The organism is Arthrobacter sp. FW306-2-2C-D06B, from assembly GCF_021789175.1.
Classification (GTDB): Bacteria; Actinomycetota; Actinomycetes; order Actinomycetales; family Micrococcaceae; genus Arthrobacter.
Window position 1 is genome coordinate 2,001,706 of the sequence record NZ_CP084560.1, and the last position, 16,718, is coordinate 2,018,423.

At 64.5% G+C, this 16,718-nt stretch carries 18 protein-coding genes; 11 read left to right on the forward strand and 7 right to left on the reverse strand.

What is annotated here, in order from left to right:
• Nucleotide 1: 1 nt before the first annotated feature.
• From LFT47_RS09345 to LFT47_RS09370, 6 genes are all read left to right on the forward strand, one after another.
• Nucleotides 2–1,222: an NAD(P)/FAD-dependent oxidoreductase gene (locus LFT47_RS09345; RefSeq protein ID WP_236817521.1), complete on the forward strand. Its 1,221-nt coding sequence runs from the start codon at nucleotides 2–4 to the stop codon at nucleotides 1,220–1,222.
• Nucleotides 1,223–1,265: 43 nt separating this feature from the next.
• A complete protein-coding gene (locus LFT47_RS09350) occupies nucleotides 1,266–2,714 on the forward strand; it encodes an aldehyde dehydrogenase family protein (protein ID WP_236817523.1) in 1,449 nt (482 codons plus the stop codon).
• A 309-nt stretch (nucleotides 2,715–3,023) separates the two neighbouring features.
• Nucleotides 3,024–3,818 carry a substrate-binding periplasmic protein gene (locus LFT47_RS09355; RefSeq protein WP_236817524.1) on the forward strand — a complete coding sequence of 265 codons (795 nt, stop codon included), beginning with the start codon at nucleotides 3,024–3,026 and terminating at the stop codon, nucleotides 3,816–3,818.
• Between the two features lie 142 nt (nucleotides 3,819–3,960).
• On the forward strand, nucleotides 3,961–4,716 hold the full coding sequence (locus tag LFT47_RS09360) for a type 1 glutamine amidotransferase (RefSeq protein WP_236817526.1): 756 nt from the start codon (nucleotides 3,961–3,963) through the stop codon (nucleotides 4,714–4,716).
• 223 nt (nucleotides 4,717–4,939) lie between these two features.
• Nucleotides 4,940–5,311, forward strand: a complete 372-nt coding sequence (locus LFT47_RS09365; protein WP_236817528.1) for a hypothetical protein — start codon at nucleotides 4,940–4,942, stop codon at nucleotides 5,309–5,311.
• Nucleotides 5,312–5,504: 193 nt separating this feature from the next.
• Nucleotides 5,505–6,650 carry a LacI family DNA-binding transcriptional regulator gene (locus tag LFT47_RS09370; RefSeq protein ID WP_236817530.1) on the forward strand — a complete coding sequence of 382 codons (1,146 nt, stop codon included), beginning with the start codon at nucleotides 5,505–5,507 and terminating at the stop codon, nucleotides 6,648–6,650.
• Here LFT47_RS09370 and LFT47_RS09375 read toward each other — a convergent pair.
• The 7 genes from LFT47_RS09375 to LFT47_RS09405 form a co-directional block, all read right to left on the reverse strand.
• Nucleotides 6,622–7,023 (reverse strand): (R)-mandelonitrile lyase, encoded by a 402-nt coding sequence (locus LFT47_RS09375; RefSeq protein WP_236817532.1) that lies wholly within the window; start codon nucleotides 7,021–7,023, stop codon nucleotides 6,622–6,624. The genes LFT47_RS09370 and LFT47_RS09375 overlap by 29 nt on opposite strands.
• 8 nt (nucleotides 7,024–7,031) lie before the next feature.
• Nucleotides 7,032–7,364, reverse strand: coding sequence for a carboxymuconolactone decarboxylase family protein (locus tag LFT47_RS09380; protein WP_236817545.1), 333 nt, complete (start codon nucleotides 7,362–7,364; stop codon nucleotides 7,032–7,034).
• A gap of 52 nt (nucleotides 7,365–7,416) precedes the next feature.
• Nucleotides 7,417–8,997: a Na+/H+ antiporter gene (locus tag LFT47_RS09385; RefSeq protein WP_236817547.1), complete on the reverse strand. Its 1,581-nt coding sequence runs from the start codon at nucleotides 8,995–8,997 to the stop codon at nucleotides 7,417–7,419.
• 63 nt (nucleotides 8,998–9,060) lie between these two features.
• On the reverse strand, nucleotides 9,061–9,402 hold the full coding sequence (locus LFT47_RS09390) for a nuclear transport factor 2 family protein (RefSeq protein ID WP_236817553.1): 342 nt from the start codon (nucleotides 9,400–9,402) through the stop codon (nucleotides 9,061–9,063).
• 20 nt (nucleotides 9,403–9,422) lie between these two features.
• Nucleotides 9,423–10,451, reverse strand: coding sequence for an aldo/keto reductase (locus LFT47_RS09395; RefSeq protein ID WP_236817559.1), 1,029 nt, complete (start codon nucleotides 10,449–10,451; stop codon nucleotides 9,423–9,425).
• 153 nt (nucleotides 10,452–10,604) lie between these two features.
• Nucleotides 10,605–11,636 carry a zinc-dependent alcohol dehydrogenase family protein gene (locus LFT47_RS09400; RefSeq protein ID WP_236817566.1) on the reverse strand — a complete coding sequence of 344 codons (1,032 nt, stop codon included), beginning with the start codon at nucleotides 11,634–11,636 and terminating at the stop codon, nucleotides 10,605–10,607.
• A gap of 103 nt (nucleotides 11,637–11,739) precedes the next feature.
• Complete coding sequence (locus tag LFT47_RS09405) at nucleotides 11,740–13,191, reverse strand: MFS transporter (protein ID WP_236817568.1); 1,452 nt, start codon at nucleotides 13,189–13,191, stop codon at nucleotides 11,740–11,742.
• 102 nt (nucleotides 13,192–13,293) lie between these two features.
• Between LFT47_RS09405 and LFT47_RS09410 the strand changes: the two genes are divergently transcribed.
• From LFT47_RS09410 to LFT47_RS21490, 5 genes are all read left to right on the forward strand, one after another.
• Nucleotides 13,294–14,175, forward strand: a complete 882-nt coding sequence (locus LFT47_RS09410; RefSeq protein WP_236817570.1) for a helix-turn-helix transcriptional regulator — start codon at nucleotides 13,294–13,296, stop codon at nucleotides 14,173–14,175.
• Complete coding sequence (locus LFT47_RS09415) at nucleotides 14,172–14,960, forward strand: SDR family oxidoreductase (RefSeq protein WP_236817572.1); 789 nt, start codon at nucleotides 14,172–14,174, stop codon at nucleotides 14,958–14,960. Before LFT47_RS09410 ends, LFT47_RS09415 begins: the two co-directional genes overlap by 4 nt.
• 136 nt (nucleotides 14,961–15,096) lie before the next feature.
• Nucleotides 15,097–15,924 carry an SDR family oxidoreductase gene (locus LFT47_RS09420; protein WP_236817573.1) on the forward strand — a complete coding sequence of 276 codons (828 nt, stop codon included), beginning with the start codon at nucleotides 15,097–15,099 and terminating at the stop codon, nucleotides 15,922–15,924.
• A gap of 273 nt (nucleotides 15,925–16,197) precedes the next feature.
• Nucleotides 16,198–16,344, forward strand: coding sequence for a type II toxin-antitoxin system RelE/ParE family toxin (locus LFT47_RS09425; RefSeq protein ID WP_236817576.1), 147 nt, complete (start codon nucleotides 16,198–16,200; stop codon nucleotides 16,342–16,344).
• An 81-nt stretch (nucleotides 16,345–16,425) separates the two neighbouring features.
• Nucleotides 16,426–16,710 (forward strand): helix-turn-helix domain-containing protein, encoded by a 285-nt coding sequence (locus LFT47_RS21490; RefSeq protein ID WP_442863449.1) that lies wholly within the window; start codon nucleotides 16,426–16,428, stop codon nucleotides 16,708–16,710.
• Nucleotides 16,711–16,718 lie beyond the last annotated feature (8 nt).

Genomic DNA, 16,718 nt, shown 5'->3' on the forward strand with positions numbered 1-16,718 from the left:
CATGACAGCACACATCGTCGTCGTAGGGGCGTCCATCGCTGGCCTGCGAGCGGCTGAGCAGTTGCGCAAGGTGGGCCACGACGGCCCGATAACTGTCCTAGGCAAAGAACCCCAGGGTCCGTACAACCGGCCGCCACTGTCCAAGGAAATGCTCGCGGCGCCGGAGAACCTGACGGTCGAGGACATTCATGCCCGTCTGGCGTTCCCGCGCAAGGCAGCCACCGCTGATGTCGATATCCGGCTGGCCTGCGCAGCAGTGATGGCCGATTTCGAAAACCGCACGGTGACCACACGCGACGGGGAATCGATCGCCTTCGACGGTCTCGTCGTCGCTACCGGTCTTCGCCCGCGCAGGATCGGCGCGGCTGGGCCAACGGCCGGCCGGCACGTGCTACGTACAATTGAGGACTGCATCGGTCTGCGATCCGAGGTCGGACCCGGTACCCGGGTCGTCGTCGTCGGCGCAGGGTTCATCGGCTGCGAGGCCGCTGTCACTCTTAGCGGCATTGGAGCCACCGTAACAGTGGTCGAACCGACCGCACGACCGATGCTTCGGGTCGTCGGCGAAGAGTTGGGCCTGGCAGTCCAACGACACCACGAGCAGGCGGGTATCGAGTTCCGTGTCGGTTCGTCGGTGGTCGCGTTCAAGGGTGACCAGCGTGTCACCGGCGTGGTGCTTGACAGTGGGGAAGTGCTTGCGGCAGATGTTGTTGTCGAGTCCGTCGGCTCGGTTCCGAACGTCGAATGGCTCGCAGGCACCGGCGCGTTGGACCTTAGCGACGGCGTATTGTGCGACAACAGCCTGCGCGTCGTCGGATTCCGGGCTGCCGTTGCCGCGGGCGACGTGGCGCGGTTCCCCAACCCGCGGTTCGGAAACATCCCGAGGCGTGTGGAGCACTGGACGATGTCGAACGACACCGCCAAGCAAGCTGCTCTGACTCTGCACCGTGAGCTCCAAGGGCTCGAACCGGACTGCGCCGACTTTGTTCCAATGCCGTCGTTCTGGAGTGACCAAGGCGAGTTGCGCATACAAAGTATCGGCGTCCCGGCGATTGCTGATCGTGTCGTGATCGAGTCCGGTGATCCTGCGAACCTTCGCGGCGGCCTACTCGCGATTTACCATGCCGGACCTCAGGTGTGCGGCAGTATCTCGATCAATCTGCCTGCGTCTCGACAGGTCGAGATGAGGGACGCCATGCAGATGGTCCCCATGGTCCGATGAGGCCGGCCCGAGCAACAGCCAGAACTACAAGAGGAACACATCAATGATTTCTGCACAGGACAGCGCCACAGCTGCGTTGCAATTTGACAACCTGATTGGCGGCACCTTCGTCCGCGCATCCAGCGGCGAGGAGGACGAGGTCCTCAATCCGGCGACCGGTGACGTGATTGCGCGGGTGCCGCGCGCTGGCCTCGCCGACCTCGACCTGGCCGTCGAAGCTGGCAGGAAGGCGTTCGAACGCTGGTCCCGCACAACCCCTCGCGAGCGGTCGATCCTCCTTCTGCGGTTGGCCGATGCGCTTGAAGAGCGGATCGAGGAGTTCGCGGCGATTGAGTCCCTCGATGTAGGCAAGACCATGGCCCAAGCCCGCGGTGAGGTGGAAGAGGCTGTGGACATTTTCCGGTTCTTCGCCGGAGTTGCGCGCAATCTCGGCGGTGTCGCTGCCGGTGACTACCGCGAGAACTACACCTCGATGTTGCGACGCGAGCCCCTCGGCGTTGTCGGCCTGATCAGCGCGTGGAACTTCCCTCTAATGATTGCGGCGTTCAAGATTGCTCCTGCCCTGGGTGCAGGCAACGTCGTCGTCTTCAAGCCGTCGGAGATCACACCACTGTCGACGCTCAAATTCGCCCAGCTTGCCAGCGAGATCTTTCCGCCCGGCGTGGTGAACGTCTTGACAGGTCTCGGTTCTCTCGGTGCGGGAATCGCCGGCCATCGTGGAATCAGCATGGTCTCGTTCACGGGAGGGAGCGAAACCGGACGCAACGTGGCCCGCGCTGCCGCCGGCAATTTGAAGCGCGTCTCGATGGAACTCGGTGGCAATGCGCCGGTGATCGTCCTCGACGACGCAGATGTCGACGCGCTTGTCGCACGGCTGCGTTTCGTCTCCTTCGTGAATTCCGGGCAGGCCTGTACGGCCGCATGCCGGGTGATCGCCCAGGAAGGCGTATTCGAGAAGGTACTTGAGGCACTCGTGCCGACCATCGAGTCCATCCGCGTGGGCGATCCGGCAAGCGGACCCGAGATCGAAATGGGGCCGTTGGTGTCGGCTGCGCATCAGCAGCGGGTGCTCGGCTACCTGGGACGCACCCGTGGCGAGATCCTGACCGGCGGTGGCGCCATCGGCGACAAGGGCTTCTTCGTCCAGCCCACGCTGGTCGCTGGTCTCGATCAGCGTGACGAAATGGTGCAGGACGAGATCTTCGGACCGGTGGTCACAGTCCAGCGCGTCTCTTCGCCAGAGCAAGCCATTACCTATGCCAACGACGTCAAATACGGATTGTCGGGCTCGATCTGGACGCGGGACATCGGTCGCGCCATGAGCGCGGTCCAGCGTCTCGACTTCGGGCAGGTGTGGGTCAACGACCACTTGTCAAGCGTCCCCGAGATGCCCAACGGCGGGTTCAAGGACTCTGGCTACGGTACAGACTCCTCGGCCTACGGTCTGGAGGAGTACACGCGGATGAAGCATGTTTGGATCGCAGTCAACTGATCCGTCACCGCCACTGTCCGGAAATGAGAAGTGGGTGGGGACTCTGCAGGTGCCCGTCCACTTCTCATTTTGGCTGTCTCGGGGCCCATCGTTGGGTTGAAGCCTTGATGTTTGTCCTGCGTTATTGGGCAGCGTTCGTGATCCGGGCTTTTAGTTGATCCGCGGATGTGGCGGTCGTTGGTTGAACAGCAGTACTGTGCTCGACGCCACGTACATCGGCGAGCCAGCCTGGGTTGTTGAGGAATGCGATCGCAATTCGCCGGAATTCGTAAATTTCAAACATAAATTTTGACATAGGAAAGGAATCACGTGGCAGGGAAACTTTTTGGAGACATGAACCTCGTACACGACGACTACCTGACGTTCGGCGGGTGTTCGGGTAGCGGGCCGACCCAACTGATCGGGAGCGATGGTGAACGCTCGGGCTTCGAGCCGGCTGTCGCGGAAGCGATCGGCCGCCAGCTCGGAGTCGGTGTGCGATGGAAGACGCTCGAATGGACTGATCTGTATCCCTCACTCGAAGACGGCCGGATTGATGGGGTCTTCTACAATCAGGCGATCACTCCCGAGCGACTTGAGAAGGCGGACTTCACCGAACCCTACGGCGTGTTCCACGAGGCGATTCTCGTGGCAAAGGATAGCCCGGTCCGGGGCCTTCCTGACCTGGTTGGCCTTCGGGTAGGAGCCGTTCGCCAGACGACAAACCTAACATTGGCCGAGGCGATTCCGGGCGCCGAGGTCGTTCCCTACGCACCCAGCGTGGAGGACTTCCACACTATGGTTGACGACGTTCTTCTTGGACGCATCGATGCGCTCGTCGACGACGAGCTATTCCTCGAGCAATATGTGGCGAAGGGCTACCGAATCGCCTTCACGGTCAAGACCCACAACCCCTACGGAATCGCAGTGCGCAAGGATTCGGCGCTGAGGTCCGCGCTCAACGGGGCACTGCGAACCGTCCGTGAGTCCGGTGAACTTGAGCAAATCTGGAATAGTGCTTTCCCGCACACCCCATATGAGCAGCCCACACCGAAGCCCGATAACGACCACGCCAGCCTGCGCGCGATCCTGGCCGGTCCGGATGCTATCCGGGTACGGGACTGACACAACTGCGACGGGCGTGGACGCCCCGCTCGCTCATATCGTTCGACACACAGACAGGTTTCCAAACAAATTGAGTCATTCAGCCGTCGCCGACGACGCTCGTGAGGAGGGATGCGATGTCATCCCAGAACGGATAAAGGTTATGTCGAATCAACAACCGCGCGCAGATTCCGGGAAAACGATCCTCGGACTTGTACACAAAGAAGGGGCGAGCCCGGGCTACTTCGCCAACGTTGTGAATGATCACGGATATGAATTCGAGATCGCCAACTTCACAGTCGGCGATCTTCCTGACCGCCCCCTCGAGACCTACGCCGCACTGATCGTCTTCGGCGGATCCCCCCAGGTCGATGAGGAGGATATCCACCCTTGGCTTGTCGACGAGAAGTCGTACATGCGCCAGGCGCTGGCCCTTGACCTGCCGCTCATGGGTGTGTGTCTCGGGGCCCAACTGCTCGCTGAGATCACCGGCGGCAAGGTCGGCCCGGCTGCGGTGCGCCGCCGCGGTTGGGGCGATGTCGGGGTCGACGATGAAGCATGCGACGATCCCATCTTCAGCCGTCTGCCCAAGACCTTTCGCACGCTCGTCTGGCACGCGTACGAGTTCGGATGCCCGCCGGACGCAACTCCTCTGGGTCGGAGCACAACCGCGCTTCAGGCATTCCGGATGAACGACAAGCGCGCTTGGGGCGTACAGTTCCATCCGGAAGTTGACCCCGCTGAGATGGACGAGTGGTTGGGGCTGCTGCGCGAGTCCGGCCCCGCGGCCGCGAGCGAGGCGGAATTGAAGCGCTGGGCCAGCGAGGCGTCTCTCTATGCTGACGATCAGCAGGAACTCTCACGCGTCATCTGCGGAGGTTTCATCAAAACGGCCGTCGAGGGCGGTTCTGCACGATAGTAACTTGACAACGTCGTGGCCATCGCCGGTCGTGTCACGACATCCGAGCTACTGAGGTCCCCGCCTACAGTCGGTGCGCTGCTGGCTCGCCGGACCGAACACTGCATGTTGTCGCGCGGCGAGTGCACCGGTCAGGGCGGCGATGACCTGTGCGTATGGTTTGGGCTGGTCGGCTCTTGGAGCGGCCGAGAACTGTTGGCGCAGAAGCACGATCCCCGCCGCCGTGCTTGGGAAGAGCCACATCAAGGGTCACGCCGATGTGGTTGATGTCCAGGTGGTGGAAACCCAGGCGTTCCTGCGGCCAGAAGCCGAGGGTGTGGCCGATGAAACTGAGGACATCGACAGGGTTTTTATCGTGAGGGTTTCCAGGTCTTTCTCTTTCAGTCATGGCCGACGTTGGCCGTGGCAGTTAGGTTCCTGCATCGTTCTGATACGGGGACCGCTGCTGGGCATGAGGGGCCGGAGTGCAACTTGGGGAACCGGAAACAATCCAAAAATTCGCGAGGAAATAAGTGACGAAGGAGCGCCGACCGAAGTTTTGGATTGGGTCCGGCGCGTGGCGGCCTGGTTGCGCGCAGGACCAGCCCAGCAATAATCGAGCATCAGAAATGACAAACAGCGAAGATTCTTCTGGCTATTAATGGCAGTGTCGTGGCGCGGCATGACGCAACACTTCCTGCGTGGTTCGGGCGGAACGACACCAACTAGTCCTCGGTCGGAAGGGTGCCCACATGTGCGCACGGCGCTGATACTTACCCGCAGTTGCCGACGTCGCCCGGCACGCCGGGGTGTCGCAGGCTGCGGTCTCAAAGGTCCTTAACGATGGATACGGTCTCAGCGACGCGATGCGTGCCAAGGTCGAGGCTGCGATGGAGGCCTTGGGCTATCGCCCTTCCGCGATGGCCCGGGGAATGCGCGGGCGCGGCTACACCCTCGGAGTATTTCTCGTGGACCTGCGTAACACCTTCTTCAGCGTGCTCATTGACGGCATCCGCGATACCGCCGAAGCCCAGGGATACCAGGTCTTCATCGGCCAGGCCCGGTCCGGACTCGACGCCCAGCGACGGTTGATCGAGGCCATGGTGGACCGCCGCATGGACGGCTTGGTCCTCATCGCCCCTTTCGGTCCGGCAGAGTGGCTTGAGGAAGTCGGCAGGACAACGCCCACCGTCGTCCTCGTGCGCCATGGTCCGGGCAGGAACTACGACACGGTGGCCAGTGATGACATCGCCGGCAGCGGGCACATCGTGGACCATCTGGTTTCCCTCGGCCACCGCAGGATCGCCCACCTGAAACACCTCGGGGACGAGAAGAACCAGCCGGGCATGCCGCAGGAAGTCCGGGCGCAGGGCTACATCGAAGCGATGGTTCGGAACGGACTTCAAGACGACATCGACGTAATTGAGGCCAGATGGAGCCGGGAAGGAGGCCAGCGGGCAGCGGAATTGATCCTCGACTACCCGCAGGCACCCACCGCCATCCATGCGGGATCCGACATGCCGGCATTGGGGGCAATGGAGGATTTCTCCCGCGCCAACTGGAGTGTTCCGGGCGATATCTCAATAGTGGGCTACGACAACATACCCATGTCATCCATGCATCCGCTCTCCCTGACCACCATCGACCAGGCCGGCACGGAAATGGGGTCCCTGGCCGCAACACTGCTCCTGGAACGCATCAAAGGCAGAACCTGGCCGGTGTCCACCCTGGTCACGCCCCGGCTGGTGCTTCGATCAACCACTGCCCCGCCACCAGCTCATGGGACCGCGGGCGCGGATCGGCAGAAGGAACTCGGGGCGTCCCTGAATGAAGGCACGCCCCCGCCATCACCTGAAGGAATAATCAACCGAATTCCATGGAAACGCACCCCTTCGACGTCAAGGGCTGATGAATTGCCTCCGGTGGTCAGCGACCGTTGTATTCGTCGTCGGTGATGCGCTCAGCCCAGGTGGTGGTCTTGGATGGGTCTTCGCCGTTTTGGAGCATGGCGATGTGTTCCATGAAGCAGCCTGGGGCGGCGGCGTGCCAGTGCTCCTCACCGGGCGGGGTGTAGAGCGTCTGGCCGGGGTGGACCTCGATGATCTTCCCGTCCCGGGTACCGAAACGGCCGACGCCCTGGGTGACGCGGAGGTATTGGCCGTGTTCGTGGGAGTGCCAGGCGGTGCGGGCACCGGGCGCGAACCGGACGGTCGCGACGACCATCGGCTGGTCGCTTTCATGTGGCAGTGCGATCGGGTCGAGCCAGACGTCGCCGGCGAACTGGGCGGCCGGGTTCTTGGTGGTCGGCACGGTGGGTTCGATGTTCATGGTCGTCCTTAGTTGTTGTCTGTGAAGAGTTGCTTAGCGACGCCCATCGCGGACATGCCCTTGGGCCAGCCTGCGTAGAACGTGACGTGGGTGATGGCTTCGATGAGTTCCTCCTGGGTCACGCGGTTCTCGAGGGCGCGGCCGAGGTGGAATCCCAGTTGCCCGGTGTTCCCTCCGGCGGTGAGCACGGCCACGGTGATGAGGCTGCGGTCGCGTGCGCTCAGTTCGGGCCGGTTCCAGACGTCCTCGAAGAGCACGTCGTCGGTGAGTTCGGCGAGCTTGGGGGCGAAGTCGCCGAACATCTTCCGGCCACCTCCGATTTGCTTGGGTTGGTCAGTCATGGTGTTCCTTCTCTTGATTGGTCATGGACGTGGTTGGTTGTTCGGAAGACTGTCAGTCGATGTCTTCGACGCCGGTGGGGCGTTGTTCTTCGACGTCGGGCCTGGTTTGAAGTCGCCGGGCGACCGTGTCATCGACCGTGCCGGCGAGGCGGAGGTCCAGGAGCACTTCTCGCTTCCTGTCGAGCACGGCCTGGCGGAGCGCTGTTTCTTCCTGGTGCCACTGGGTAGTTGCCGCCGGATCGGAACTGGCTTTCAGTGCCTGTGAGACCGCCAGGTGGGATCGATACTCGTCTGCGAGGCGGCCGTGCACATCTGAGCTGGTCCGGAGCTCGTGGGCGAGTTCGTCGACGGCGGAGACGGCGGCGGAAGCGATGGCCAGTTCGGCCAGGCGGAGTTCCTCCTCCTCGGGCTCCTCGGGAAGCCTGGCCCAACGGACTACCGCGGGCAACAGGGGTCCTTGGACGAGCATGGTCAACACGATCACGCCGGCGCTGATGAAGATGATGTCGTCGCGTCCCGGGAGCGGGCTGCCGTCGTTGAGCGCCGACGGCACGGACAAAGCGATCGCGAGGGACACTGCCCCGCGGAAGCCGGCAATGGAGCTGACGACCCGGGCCCGGTAGCTCATTCGGCGCTGGCGTTGGGAGGGGCGCCGGTCCAGGGCCCGGATGGCGGTGATGCTGAGGGTTTGGAACACGAACCGGATGATGATGAGCGCCAGCCACACGGCCACGGTGGACAGCACCAGGCTGCCCACATCGCGGGGGTCGATCTCGTGGACCGCGGCCTGCACTTGGAGGCCGATGAGGACGAACAGGGCACCATTCAAAAGGTAGGAACCGAGCGGCCACGCCGACTCGGTCTGGCGGCGTGATGCTGCCGTGCTGATGCGGCTGGAGGTGAAGGAGATGATCAACCCGGCGACAACAACTGCCAGCACGCCTGAGGCTCCAACTCCTTCAGCGAGCAGGAACGCAGCAAACGGAGTGATCAGCAGGCCGATGTTGATGATGAGCGGATCGCGCACCCGGACCAGCAAAAGGTAGGCGGCGCCGGCGACCAAGATGCCAGCGACCGCCCCGCCAACATAGGAGAGGGCGAACAGGCCAGCGATGTCGGCCGGCGTGTAGCTGCCGCCAAGTGTCGCACCCAGGGCGATGGCGTACAGCACCAAGGCTGTTCCGTCATTGGTGAGGCTCTCGGCCTTGAGCAGCATGAAGTTCCGACGCGGCAGCATCCGACCCAGAGCCGAGACGGCTGTCGCGTCCGGAGGAGCCAGCGCCGCCCCGAGGATCAAGGCAGCATTCCATGGCAGACCGAGGAGGTGAGCCACGCCCGCCACGGCGAGAGCGGAGGCAACGACCAGCAGAGTGCTGAGCAGAACGATGCCGCGCAGGTCCCGCCGGATGGAGCGGAGCGAGGTGGTCAGGCTCTCCCAGAACAGCATGACCGGCAGGAAGATCAGCAGCACCGTCTCCGGTGGAAGCTTGATCTGTCGCAGCTGGGGGATGAAGCCAAGGGCAAGGCCCAAGACCAGCAGCAGCAAGGGCGCGGCGAGACGGAGCCGAGGAGCCAGGATCGCGCCCGCGAGCACTGCGATACCCAGGAGGACGACGGTCTCCAGGCCCTCCATCACACTTCCTCTCTATATATGTGTTCGTTGGCTCCCGTCCGAAGGCGGTCTGCCGGTGTCTTGTTACCATGTTGATGCGACGGTGCGGGCTATGACCCAGTCGTCTCCGCGGGGGTCGAACCAGGAGCGCAGCGTCAGGCGCCACGTTGCCCTGGAACCCCAGATCGTGGCGTCGGTAAGGGTTCTGGCGGTCAGTGCGGGCATGGTCCCCTCGGTGCCGAGGGTGGCCTCGACCGTGTCCGTCCGGTGGTACTGCATCTCGCCGGACCCGATCGCCTCAAGCCATTCCGCTTTCGACTGCACGTATCCGGTCATGTGCTTAAGGGTGAAGTCTTCGGAGAGGATGCTGTCCAGTTCGGCCAGGTCTCCGGCCACCATCGCCTCACACAGGGCTTCATGGAGCATTTTTAGCTCCGCCTCCGCCGTCACGGCTGCCGCCGTCGTCGGGCCTGCGGCGTGAGTTCGTGGGTTCCGTAGCTGTTGTCGTCGGTGTTGACGGTGACTCCGGGTGCGACGAGTTGGTCGATGCGGTCCAGCACGTCTGTGCTCAGGGTGATGTCCGCGGCGGGCAGGTAGGACTCGAGCTGTTCCATGGTGCGTGGGCCGACGATGGCGGCCGTGACGCCGGGGTGGTTGATCACGAACGCGATGGCCAGCTCGATGAGCGTCATACCGGCTTGTTCGGCGAGCTGGGCCAAGTCTTCGACGATGTCGAGTTTTCGCTGGTTGGCCAGGCTGCCCATGTCGAACCGGGCGCTAGGGCGGGCTGCAGAGGTGGGTGCGGACGCGGAGTTTTTGCGCCAGCGTCCGGAGAGCCAGCCGCCGCTGAGCGGGCTGTAGGTGAGGGTGCCCATGCCGTGTCGTTGGACAGTGGGAAGGATGTCTTCTTCGATGCCGCGGACCAGGATCGAATACGGCGGCTGCTCGGTGACGAACCGCTCCAGGTTCCGTTCCCTCGATGCCCACTGGGCTTCGACGATCTGGGATCCGGAGTAGGAGGAGGAGCCGATGTACCGGACTTTGCCTTGGCGGACGAGGTCGGTGAGGGCTCCGAGGGTTTCTTCGACGTCGGTGTCGGGGCTGGGCCGGTGGACCTGGTAGAGGTCGATGTAGTCGGTGTCCAGGCGTCGAAGGGAGTTCTCGACCTCACGGATGATCCAGCGGCGGGATCCGCCGCGCTGGTTGGGATCGCGTTCGTTCATGGGCATGAAGAACTTCGTGGCAAGGAACACGCCATCACGCCGGCCGTCCAGTGCCTGCCCGACGATTTCCTCGGATGCCCCGCCTGAATAGACGTCTGCGGTGTCGATGAAGTTGATGCCCGCGTCAAGGGCGCGGTGGATGATGCGGACGGAATCGGCGATGTCGTTGTTGCCCCAGGGGCCGAACATCATCGCACCGAGACACAAAGGGCTGACTTGCACGCCGGTGCGGCCGAGGGGACGGTATTCCATGGTGTTCCTTCTCTTGGTCTTAGGTCTTGGGGTCTCAGGCTTCGGGGATGACCACGGCAAAGCGCTCCGGCCGCCAGTGCGGCCTAGACGGCCGCCGCCGTCTGCTCCGGGGCACTTCGGAAGACACCCAGGCCGGGGGCGGCATTGTTGTCGTTAGGGGCGGACGAGTACTTTGAGCGCTTCGCGGTCGGCCATGGCCTTGTAGCCAGCAGGAACGTCGTCCATGCCGATGGTGCGATCGAAGACCTTGCCAGGGTTGATGGTGCCGTCGAGCACGAGCGGCAGCAGTTCCTCGATGTATGCCCTTGCGGGTGCGACGCCACCGGTGAGCGTGATGTTGCGCATGAACTCGGGGAAGCCGAGCGGTACCTCGGAGAACTGAGGGGCACCGACCCGGCTGATGACGCCGCCGTCACGGACGACGCCGATCGCCATCTCGATCGCCGGCTTGAGGCCGACGGCTTCGAGGACGGCGTGGGTTCCGTCGCCGTTGGTGAGTTCCTTGACCTTGGCGATGCCCTCTTCGCCGCGTCCGGCGACGACGTCGGTCGCACCGAATTCGCGGCCGAGTTCGGTGCGGGCCTCGTGCCGGCCCATGAGGATGATGCGCGAGGCGCCCATGAGCTTGGCGGAGAGAACGGCGCAGAGGCCAACTGCGCCGTCGCCGATCACGGTGACTGTCTCGCCCGGCTGGATTCCGGCCTTCTTGGCCGCGTGGTATCCGGTTGACATGACATCGGAAAGGCTCAGCAGTGACGGGATCAGCTTCTCATCGAAGCCGGACGGGACGACGACGAGGGTGCCCGCTGCCTGGGGGACCCGGGCGAATTCGCCCTGGCCGCCGTCGTCGTGCCCGCCCCAGTGGGCGCCGTGGCGGCAGGATGTCTGCAGGCCTTCCTTGCAGAAGTCGCAGGTGCCGTCGGAGGCGACGAACGGTGCAATGACAAAATCACCGATCGCCAGACCGGTCACCCCGGAGCCGAGTTCCTCGACGATGCCGACGAACTCGTGGCCCATGCGGGATCCTTCGGCCGAGTCCGGCCTGGAGGCGTAGGGCCACAGGTCGCTGCCGCAGATGCAGCCGGCGACGATGCGCACGATGGCGTCGGTGGGCTCCTGGATGGTGGGGTTGGGGACGGTTTCGACGCGTACGTCTCCGGCGCCATACATCAGTGTTGCTCGCATGTTGGGATTCCTTACTGGGTAGTCGGCCGGTTTCCAGTCAACACCGGTCACGGACCTTGTGGGAGTGCATGTCAGTACCCCGTTGAAGTGCGGGGTTGATGGGTCAGTGCGTGGTCTCGGCCAGGGCCATGGGCTGCGCCGCTGGAAGTGTTCTGGTGCGGCGGGCTGCCAGGTCGGCGGGCAGGATGAGGGCCGCGGTGACGGCCAGTGCCAGGAGCAGGAGGATGCTGCCTGTCGTGAGTGCGGTGCTGGCCTGGGCGGCCAGGTGCGCGACGGCGGAACCCGCCGCCGGGACGGTGGCTGCGGCGGCGACCGCGATGCCGAGCCCGAGGCAGGTGCCCACCTGATGGAAGGTGTTCACGAGCCCGGATGCGGCGCCGGCGTCGGACGCGGGGGCTCCCGTGATGCCGAAGGAGGTCAGGGGCGCGAACGCGAGGCCCTGCCCGGCTCCGATGAGGATCATCGGCAGGGCCACCCCGGTCAGATAGCTGGAGTCGGTGCCGGCCCGGCTGAGCCAGAACATCCCGGCGAGGGTGATCAGTATCCCGGCCAGGAGCGGGAGCGAGCCCGGCATCTTGCCAACGAGCCGGGGGATGCTCATCGCGACGGCGAAGTTCACTGCTGTCATGGGCAGGAATCCGAGTCCGGCCTGTAGGGGGTCGAAGCCGAGTACTTCCTGCATGAACTGGGTGGTGAAGAAGAAGAACGCGATCATGGCTCCGAGGTACAGGAAGCGGGCGACGTAGGCGCCGGTGCGGCGGCGGCTCCGGAACAGGCGCAGCGGCATGATCGGCTGGGCCGCTCTGCGTTCGATCAGCACGAACACGACCAGGAGCACGACGCCGGCGGTGACGGCGGTGAGCGTGACCGGCGGGTTCCAGCCGGCGTCGGCGGTGTTGATGATGCCGAACACGAGCGCGCCGACACCGAGGGTCGCGCTGAGCGCGCCGAATGCGTCGAAGCGGCCGCGGGCCCGGCCTGATTCCGGGATGAACCGGGGAGCGAGGGCGATCATCGCGGCGCCGATCGGTACGTTGACGAAGAACCCGGCCCGCCAGGAGATCCAGTGGGCCAGGGCACCGCCGATGACCAGCCCCAGGCTGGCGCCGATCCCCGCGGTCGCGCCGTACAGGGCCACGGCCCGGGTGCGCTCACGTCCTTCCGGGAAGCTCGCGGTGAGCAGGGACAGTGAGGCGGGTGCGACGATCGCCGCCCCGATACCCTGGACCGCGCGGCCGGCGATCGCCCACCAGCCCTCCGGTGCGACGCCGATCAGCAGCGAGGCGATCGAGAACACCACGAGCCCGAACACGAACACCCGACGGCGCCCGAGCAGGTCTCCTGCCCGGGAGCCGAGGAGCAGCAGGCCGCCGAAGACCAGCGTGTACGCGTCCTGGACCCAGGAGAGCTCGCCGGTGCTCAGCCGCAGTTCTGCCTGCAGGCTCGGCAGGGCAGTGAAGATGACAGAGTTGTCCAGGAGGATCATGAAGTAGCTGGCGAGGATGATCGCCAGGATCGCTCCCGGGTGGGAGGCTGTTGCGCGTTCAGGTTTCATGCTTTCCATGCAACCGTGATTCCGTGCGGGCCGGGAGTCACGGCCGTTCCGGGTAACGCCAGTGCCTCCCTCGTCCCGTCGACCGCGCGTAGCGTGGATGCCATGACACACAGCGAGGACGTGCGGAAGTTCCTGACCTCCCGCCGCGCAAGGATCACCCCCGATGAGGCCGGGCTGCCGGTCTACGGCGGCAACCGGCGGGTTAGCGGGCTGCGCCGGGAGGAAGTGGCGATGCTCGCAGGGATGAGCATCGACTACTACATCCGCCTCGAGCGCGGAAACCTCTCCGGCGCCTCGGACAGTGTCCTCGAAGCCCTCGGCCGTGCGTTGAAGCTCGACGACGCCGAAACGGCCCACCTCTTTGACCTGGCCCGCGCAGCCTCCGCTTCGCCCCGGGTCCGGCGCCGGCACAGCCCGCAGACGGTGCGGCCGAGCGTGCAACGGGTCATCGAGGCGATCACGGCGGCACCGGCCTGGGTCCGCAACGACCGCGGGGATGTCCTCGCCGCCAACGAACTGGGCCGTGCCCTGTATCTGGACATGATGGCAGAGGTGACTGCCCCGCCGAACAGCGCGCGCTTCACCTTCCTGAACCCGAAAGCGCGGGAGTTCTTCGCCGACTGGGAACGCGCAGCGGACGACATCGTCGCTGTCCTGCGCTCCACCGCCGGGAAAAACCCGTACGACAAGGACCTCACGGACCTGATCGGTGAACTCTCCACCCGCAGCGAAGAGTTCCGCACCCGGTGGGCCCGTCACGACGTGAAGTACCACCGCGCCGGCCGCAAACGCCTGCACCACCCGATCGTCGGGGACCTGGACCTTAGCTTTGAAGCTCTGGAACTCCCCGCGGACCCTGGACTGCGTATCAACGTCTACACGGCGGACCCCGGGACCCCCTCCGAGGACGCCCTGAAAGTCCTCGCCAGCTGGGCCGCCACCCAGCGGGAGACCACGCACAATGCGGTCAAGGAGAAACAATGAACGGCCGTCCCTCCACTGTCCTGATCGTCGGTGCCACGGGCAGCATCGGCCGCCATGCCGTGGCGGAGGCGCTGAGTCAGGGTTACGCGGTCCGTGCGCTCGTGCGTGACCAGGCCCGCGCCGCCCGCCTTCTTCCCGAAGGGGTGGACCTGGTGATCGGGGATCTGACCCGTCCGGACACCCTCGGCCCGGCCGTCGAGGGAGTCGACGCGATCGTGTTCACCCACGGATCCACGACCAGTGAACAGGACGTGCGGGACAACGACTACGCCGGCGTCGCCAACGTCCTCCGCGCCGTGGACGGCCGCCGGGCACGCATTGCCCTGATGACCGCTATCGGCACCACCCGACCCGGCGTCGCCTACGCCCAATGGAAACTGCGCAGCGAGCGGCTCGTCCGCGCCAGCGGCAACCCCTACACGATCGTGCGGCCCGGCTGGTTCGACTACAACCAAGCCGGCCAGCGGACGATCGTCATGCTCCAGGGGGATCGGCGACAGACCGGCTCACCCAAAGACGGCGTCATCGCCCGGGACCAGATCGCCCGCGTCCTCATCGACAGCCTGCACCTCGATGCCGCCGACCACAAAACCTTCGAACTCATCGCAGACTACGGACCCGCACAAGACGACCTCACCACAGTCTTCCACTCCTTGACGCCGGACTCAGCAGGGTCTCTCGACGCGCCCGAAGACGTAATCAACCTCCCTCTGGACCGTGAACCCGAAACGTTCCGTCATGACCTCGCCACGATTTCGGCAGGGAACGACACCGCCGAAGGCTAGCGGCTGGCCTCCTCACAGGGTTGGGCTGCCGGGCTTGGCGTCACTTTCGCCGGACGGAACAGGAAACTCCGGGACGAGCCCGCCACACGCACATCTTGCCATCGCCCCATCCACGACAAAGAAACAGGGGATCACCATGAGCGAGGTCATCGTTGTCATCGGGGCCGGGTCGATCGGCGAGGCCATCGCCCGCCGCGTGAGCGCGGGCAAGCACGTTGTGTTGGCGGACCTGAACCAGGACAACGCCGACGCGGCGGCCGAAGTGTTGGGCAATGCCGGGTTCGACGTCAGCACGATGACCGTTGATGTGTCCTCCCACGAGTCCGTCCGCGCCGTGGTCCAGGCGGCCACAGCACTCGGCAACGTCACCGGGCTCATCCACGCGGCAGGTGTCTCACCCAGCCAGGCCTCGCCGGCCGCCATCCTCGCCGTGGACCTCTACGGGACCGCGGTGCTGCTCGAGGAATTCGGGAACGTCATCGCACCCGGCGGAGCCGGCGTCGTCATCGCCTCACAATCAGGGCACCGCCTCGGCGCGCTGACCGCCGAAGAGAACGCCGCCCTCGCCACGACACCGGCCGATGCTCTGCTGATCCTGCCCATGCTTCGGCCGGACCAAGTCACGGATTCCCTCCACGCCTATCAACTGGCCAAGCGCGGCAACTCGCTACGCGTCAAGGCCGAAGCCGTACAGTGGGGTAAACGCGGCGCGCGGATCAACACCATCAGCCCGAGCATCATCTTCACGCCCCTGGCCAAAGACGAGCTGACCGAGCCCCGCGGAGAGGGGTACCGGTACATGATCGAACTCTCCCCAGTGGGACGGGGCGGAACCCCTGACGAGGTCGGCACCGTGGGAGCGCTCCTGATGGGCGCCGACCGTGCTTTCATCACAGGCAGCGACTTCCTCATGGACGGTGGCGTCACGGCATCCTTTTTCTACGGTGAGCTCGCCCACCACTGAGCAAGGCCCTGGGCGGGCCGGCGACTTCCGAAATAGCAATACTCAGCGACAGCCCGCTCAACATCTCGTGTACCGTCGGGTACCGGTTCCTCTTCGGGCCCAACAATCCGGCTACACGGGTTGCTCTCTTAGGCAAGCTGAAGACTGCTTAGACGAGCGTCTGCGGGTTCGAATATAGCCCTGAAGTTGTAGAACCCGTGGGGAATATCATGGATTCGGTGTGGATTGTTGACGTACGGCTTGCGGAGCCGTGGTCGCTCGGAGTTACGGATCTTGTTCGCCTTTGACCCGGAGCCGAATGCGATCTTGCTCGTCGCAGGAGACAAGGCCGGTAACTGGAGCAAGTGGTACAAAACAAATATCCCGATTGCGGATCAGCTGTTCGATGATCATGTGAGGATTCTGAAAGGAGGATCGTAATCGCAAAGATTATCGAGGAAATCTTGGCCAAGCGGCCTGTTGACCGGGTGGCTGTGGACGCCCACAAGAAGCTCCTGCTCGATGAGGCCCGGGCCGATCGGCTTCGCGGAGCTCCGGGAGGCATCCGACCTGACGCAGGTCGAGCTGGCTGCGCGTCTGCACGTCAGCCAGAACAGGGTGTCCCGTATCGAGCACGGTGACATGGACCGCGCCGCCCAGGTCGATACGCTGCGGTTGCCCGCCCGCTGGCGAACTCCAGGGGCTTGGAGTCGGAGATCGAATATGGGATCGCCCCAATGCGCTCAATCTTCACGGGTGCCTTCTGGGGACGGCAAAGTTGCCGGCGAAGGTGATGCCTTCCCCTAATTTCCTTG

Coding starts and splice junctions, on each gene's coding strand:
- LFT47_RS09345 (WP_236817521.1), top strand. CDS start 2: ATGACAGCACACATCGTCGTCGTAGGGGCGTCCATCGCTGGCCTGCGA.
- LFT47_RS09350 (WP_236817523.1), top strand. CDS start 1,266: ATGATTTCTGCACAGGACAGCGCCACAGCTGCGTTGCAATTTGACAAC.
- LFT47_RS09360 (WP_236817526.1), top strand. CDS start 3,961: ATGTCGAATCAACAACCGCGCGCAGATTCCGGGAAAACGATCCTCGGA.
- LFT47_RS09375 (WP_236817532.1), bottom strand. CDS start 7,023: ATGAACATCGAACCCACCGTGCCGACCACCAAGAACCCGGCCGCCCAG.
- LFT47_RS09380 (WP_236817545.1), bottom strand. CDS start 7,364: ATGACTGACCAACCCAAGCAAATCGGAGGTGGCCGGAAGATGTTCGGC.
- LFT47_RS09385 (WP_236817547.1), bottom strand. CDS start 8,997: ATGGAGGGCCTGGAGACCGTCGTCCTCCTGGGTATCGCAGTGCTCGCG.
- LFT47_RS09390 (WP_236817553.1), bottom strand. CDS start 9,402: ATGCTCCATGAAGCCCTGTGTGAGGCGATGGTGGCCGGAGACCTGGCC.
- LFT47_RS09395 (WP_236817559.1), bottom strand. CDS start 10,451: ATGGAATACCGTCCCCTCGGCCGCACCGGCGTGCAAGTCAGCCCTTTG.
- LFT47_RS09400 (WP_236817566.1), bottom strand. CDS start 11,636: ATGCGAGCAACACTGATGTATGGCGCCGGAGACGTACGCGTCGAAACC.
- LFT47_RS09405 (WP_236817568.1), bottom strand. CDS start 13,191: ATGAAACCTGAACGCGCAACAGCCTCCCACCCGGGAGCGATCCTGGCG.
- LFT47_RS09410 (WP_236817570.1), top strand. CDS start 13,294: ATGACACACAGCGAGGACGTGCGGAAGTTCCTGACCTCCCGCCGCGCA.
- LFT47_RS09415 (WP_236817572.1), top strand. CDS start 14,172: ATGAACGGCCGTCCCTCCACTGTCCTGATCGTCGGTGCCACGGGCAGC.
- LFT47_RS09420 (WP_236817573.1), top strand. CDS start 15,097: ATGAGCGAGGTCATCGTTGTCATCGGGGCCGGGTCGATCGGCGAGGCC.
- LFT47_RS21490 (WP_442863449.1), top strand. CDS start 16,426: ATGAGGCCCGGGCCGATCGGCTTCGCGGAGCTCCGGGAGGCATCCGAC.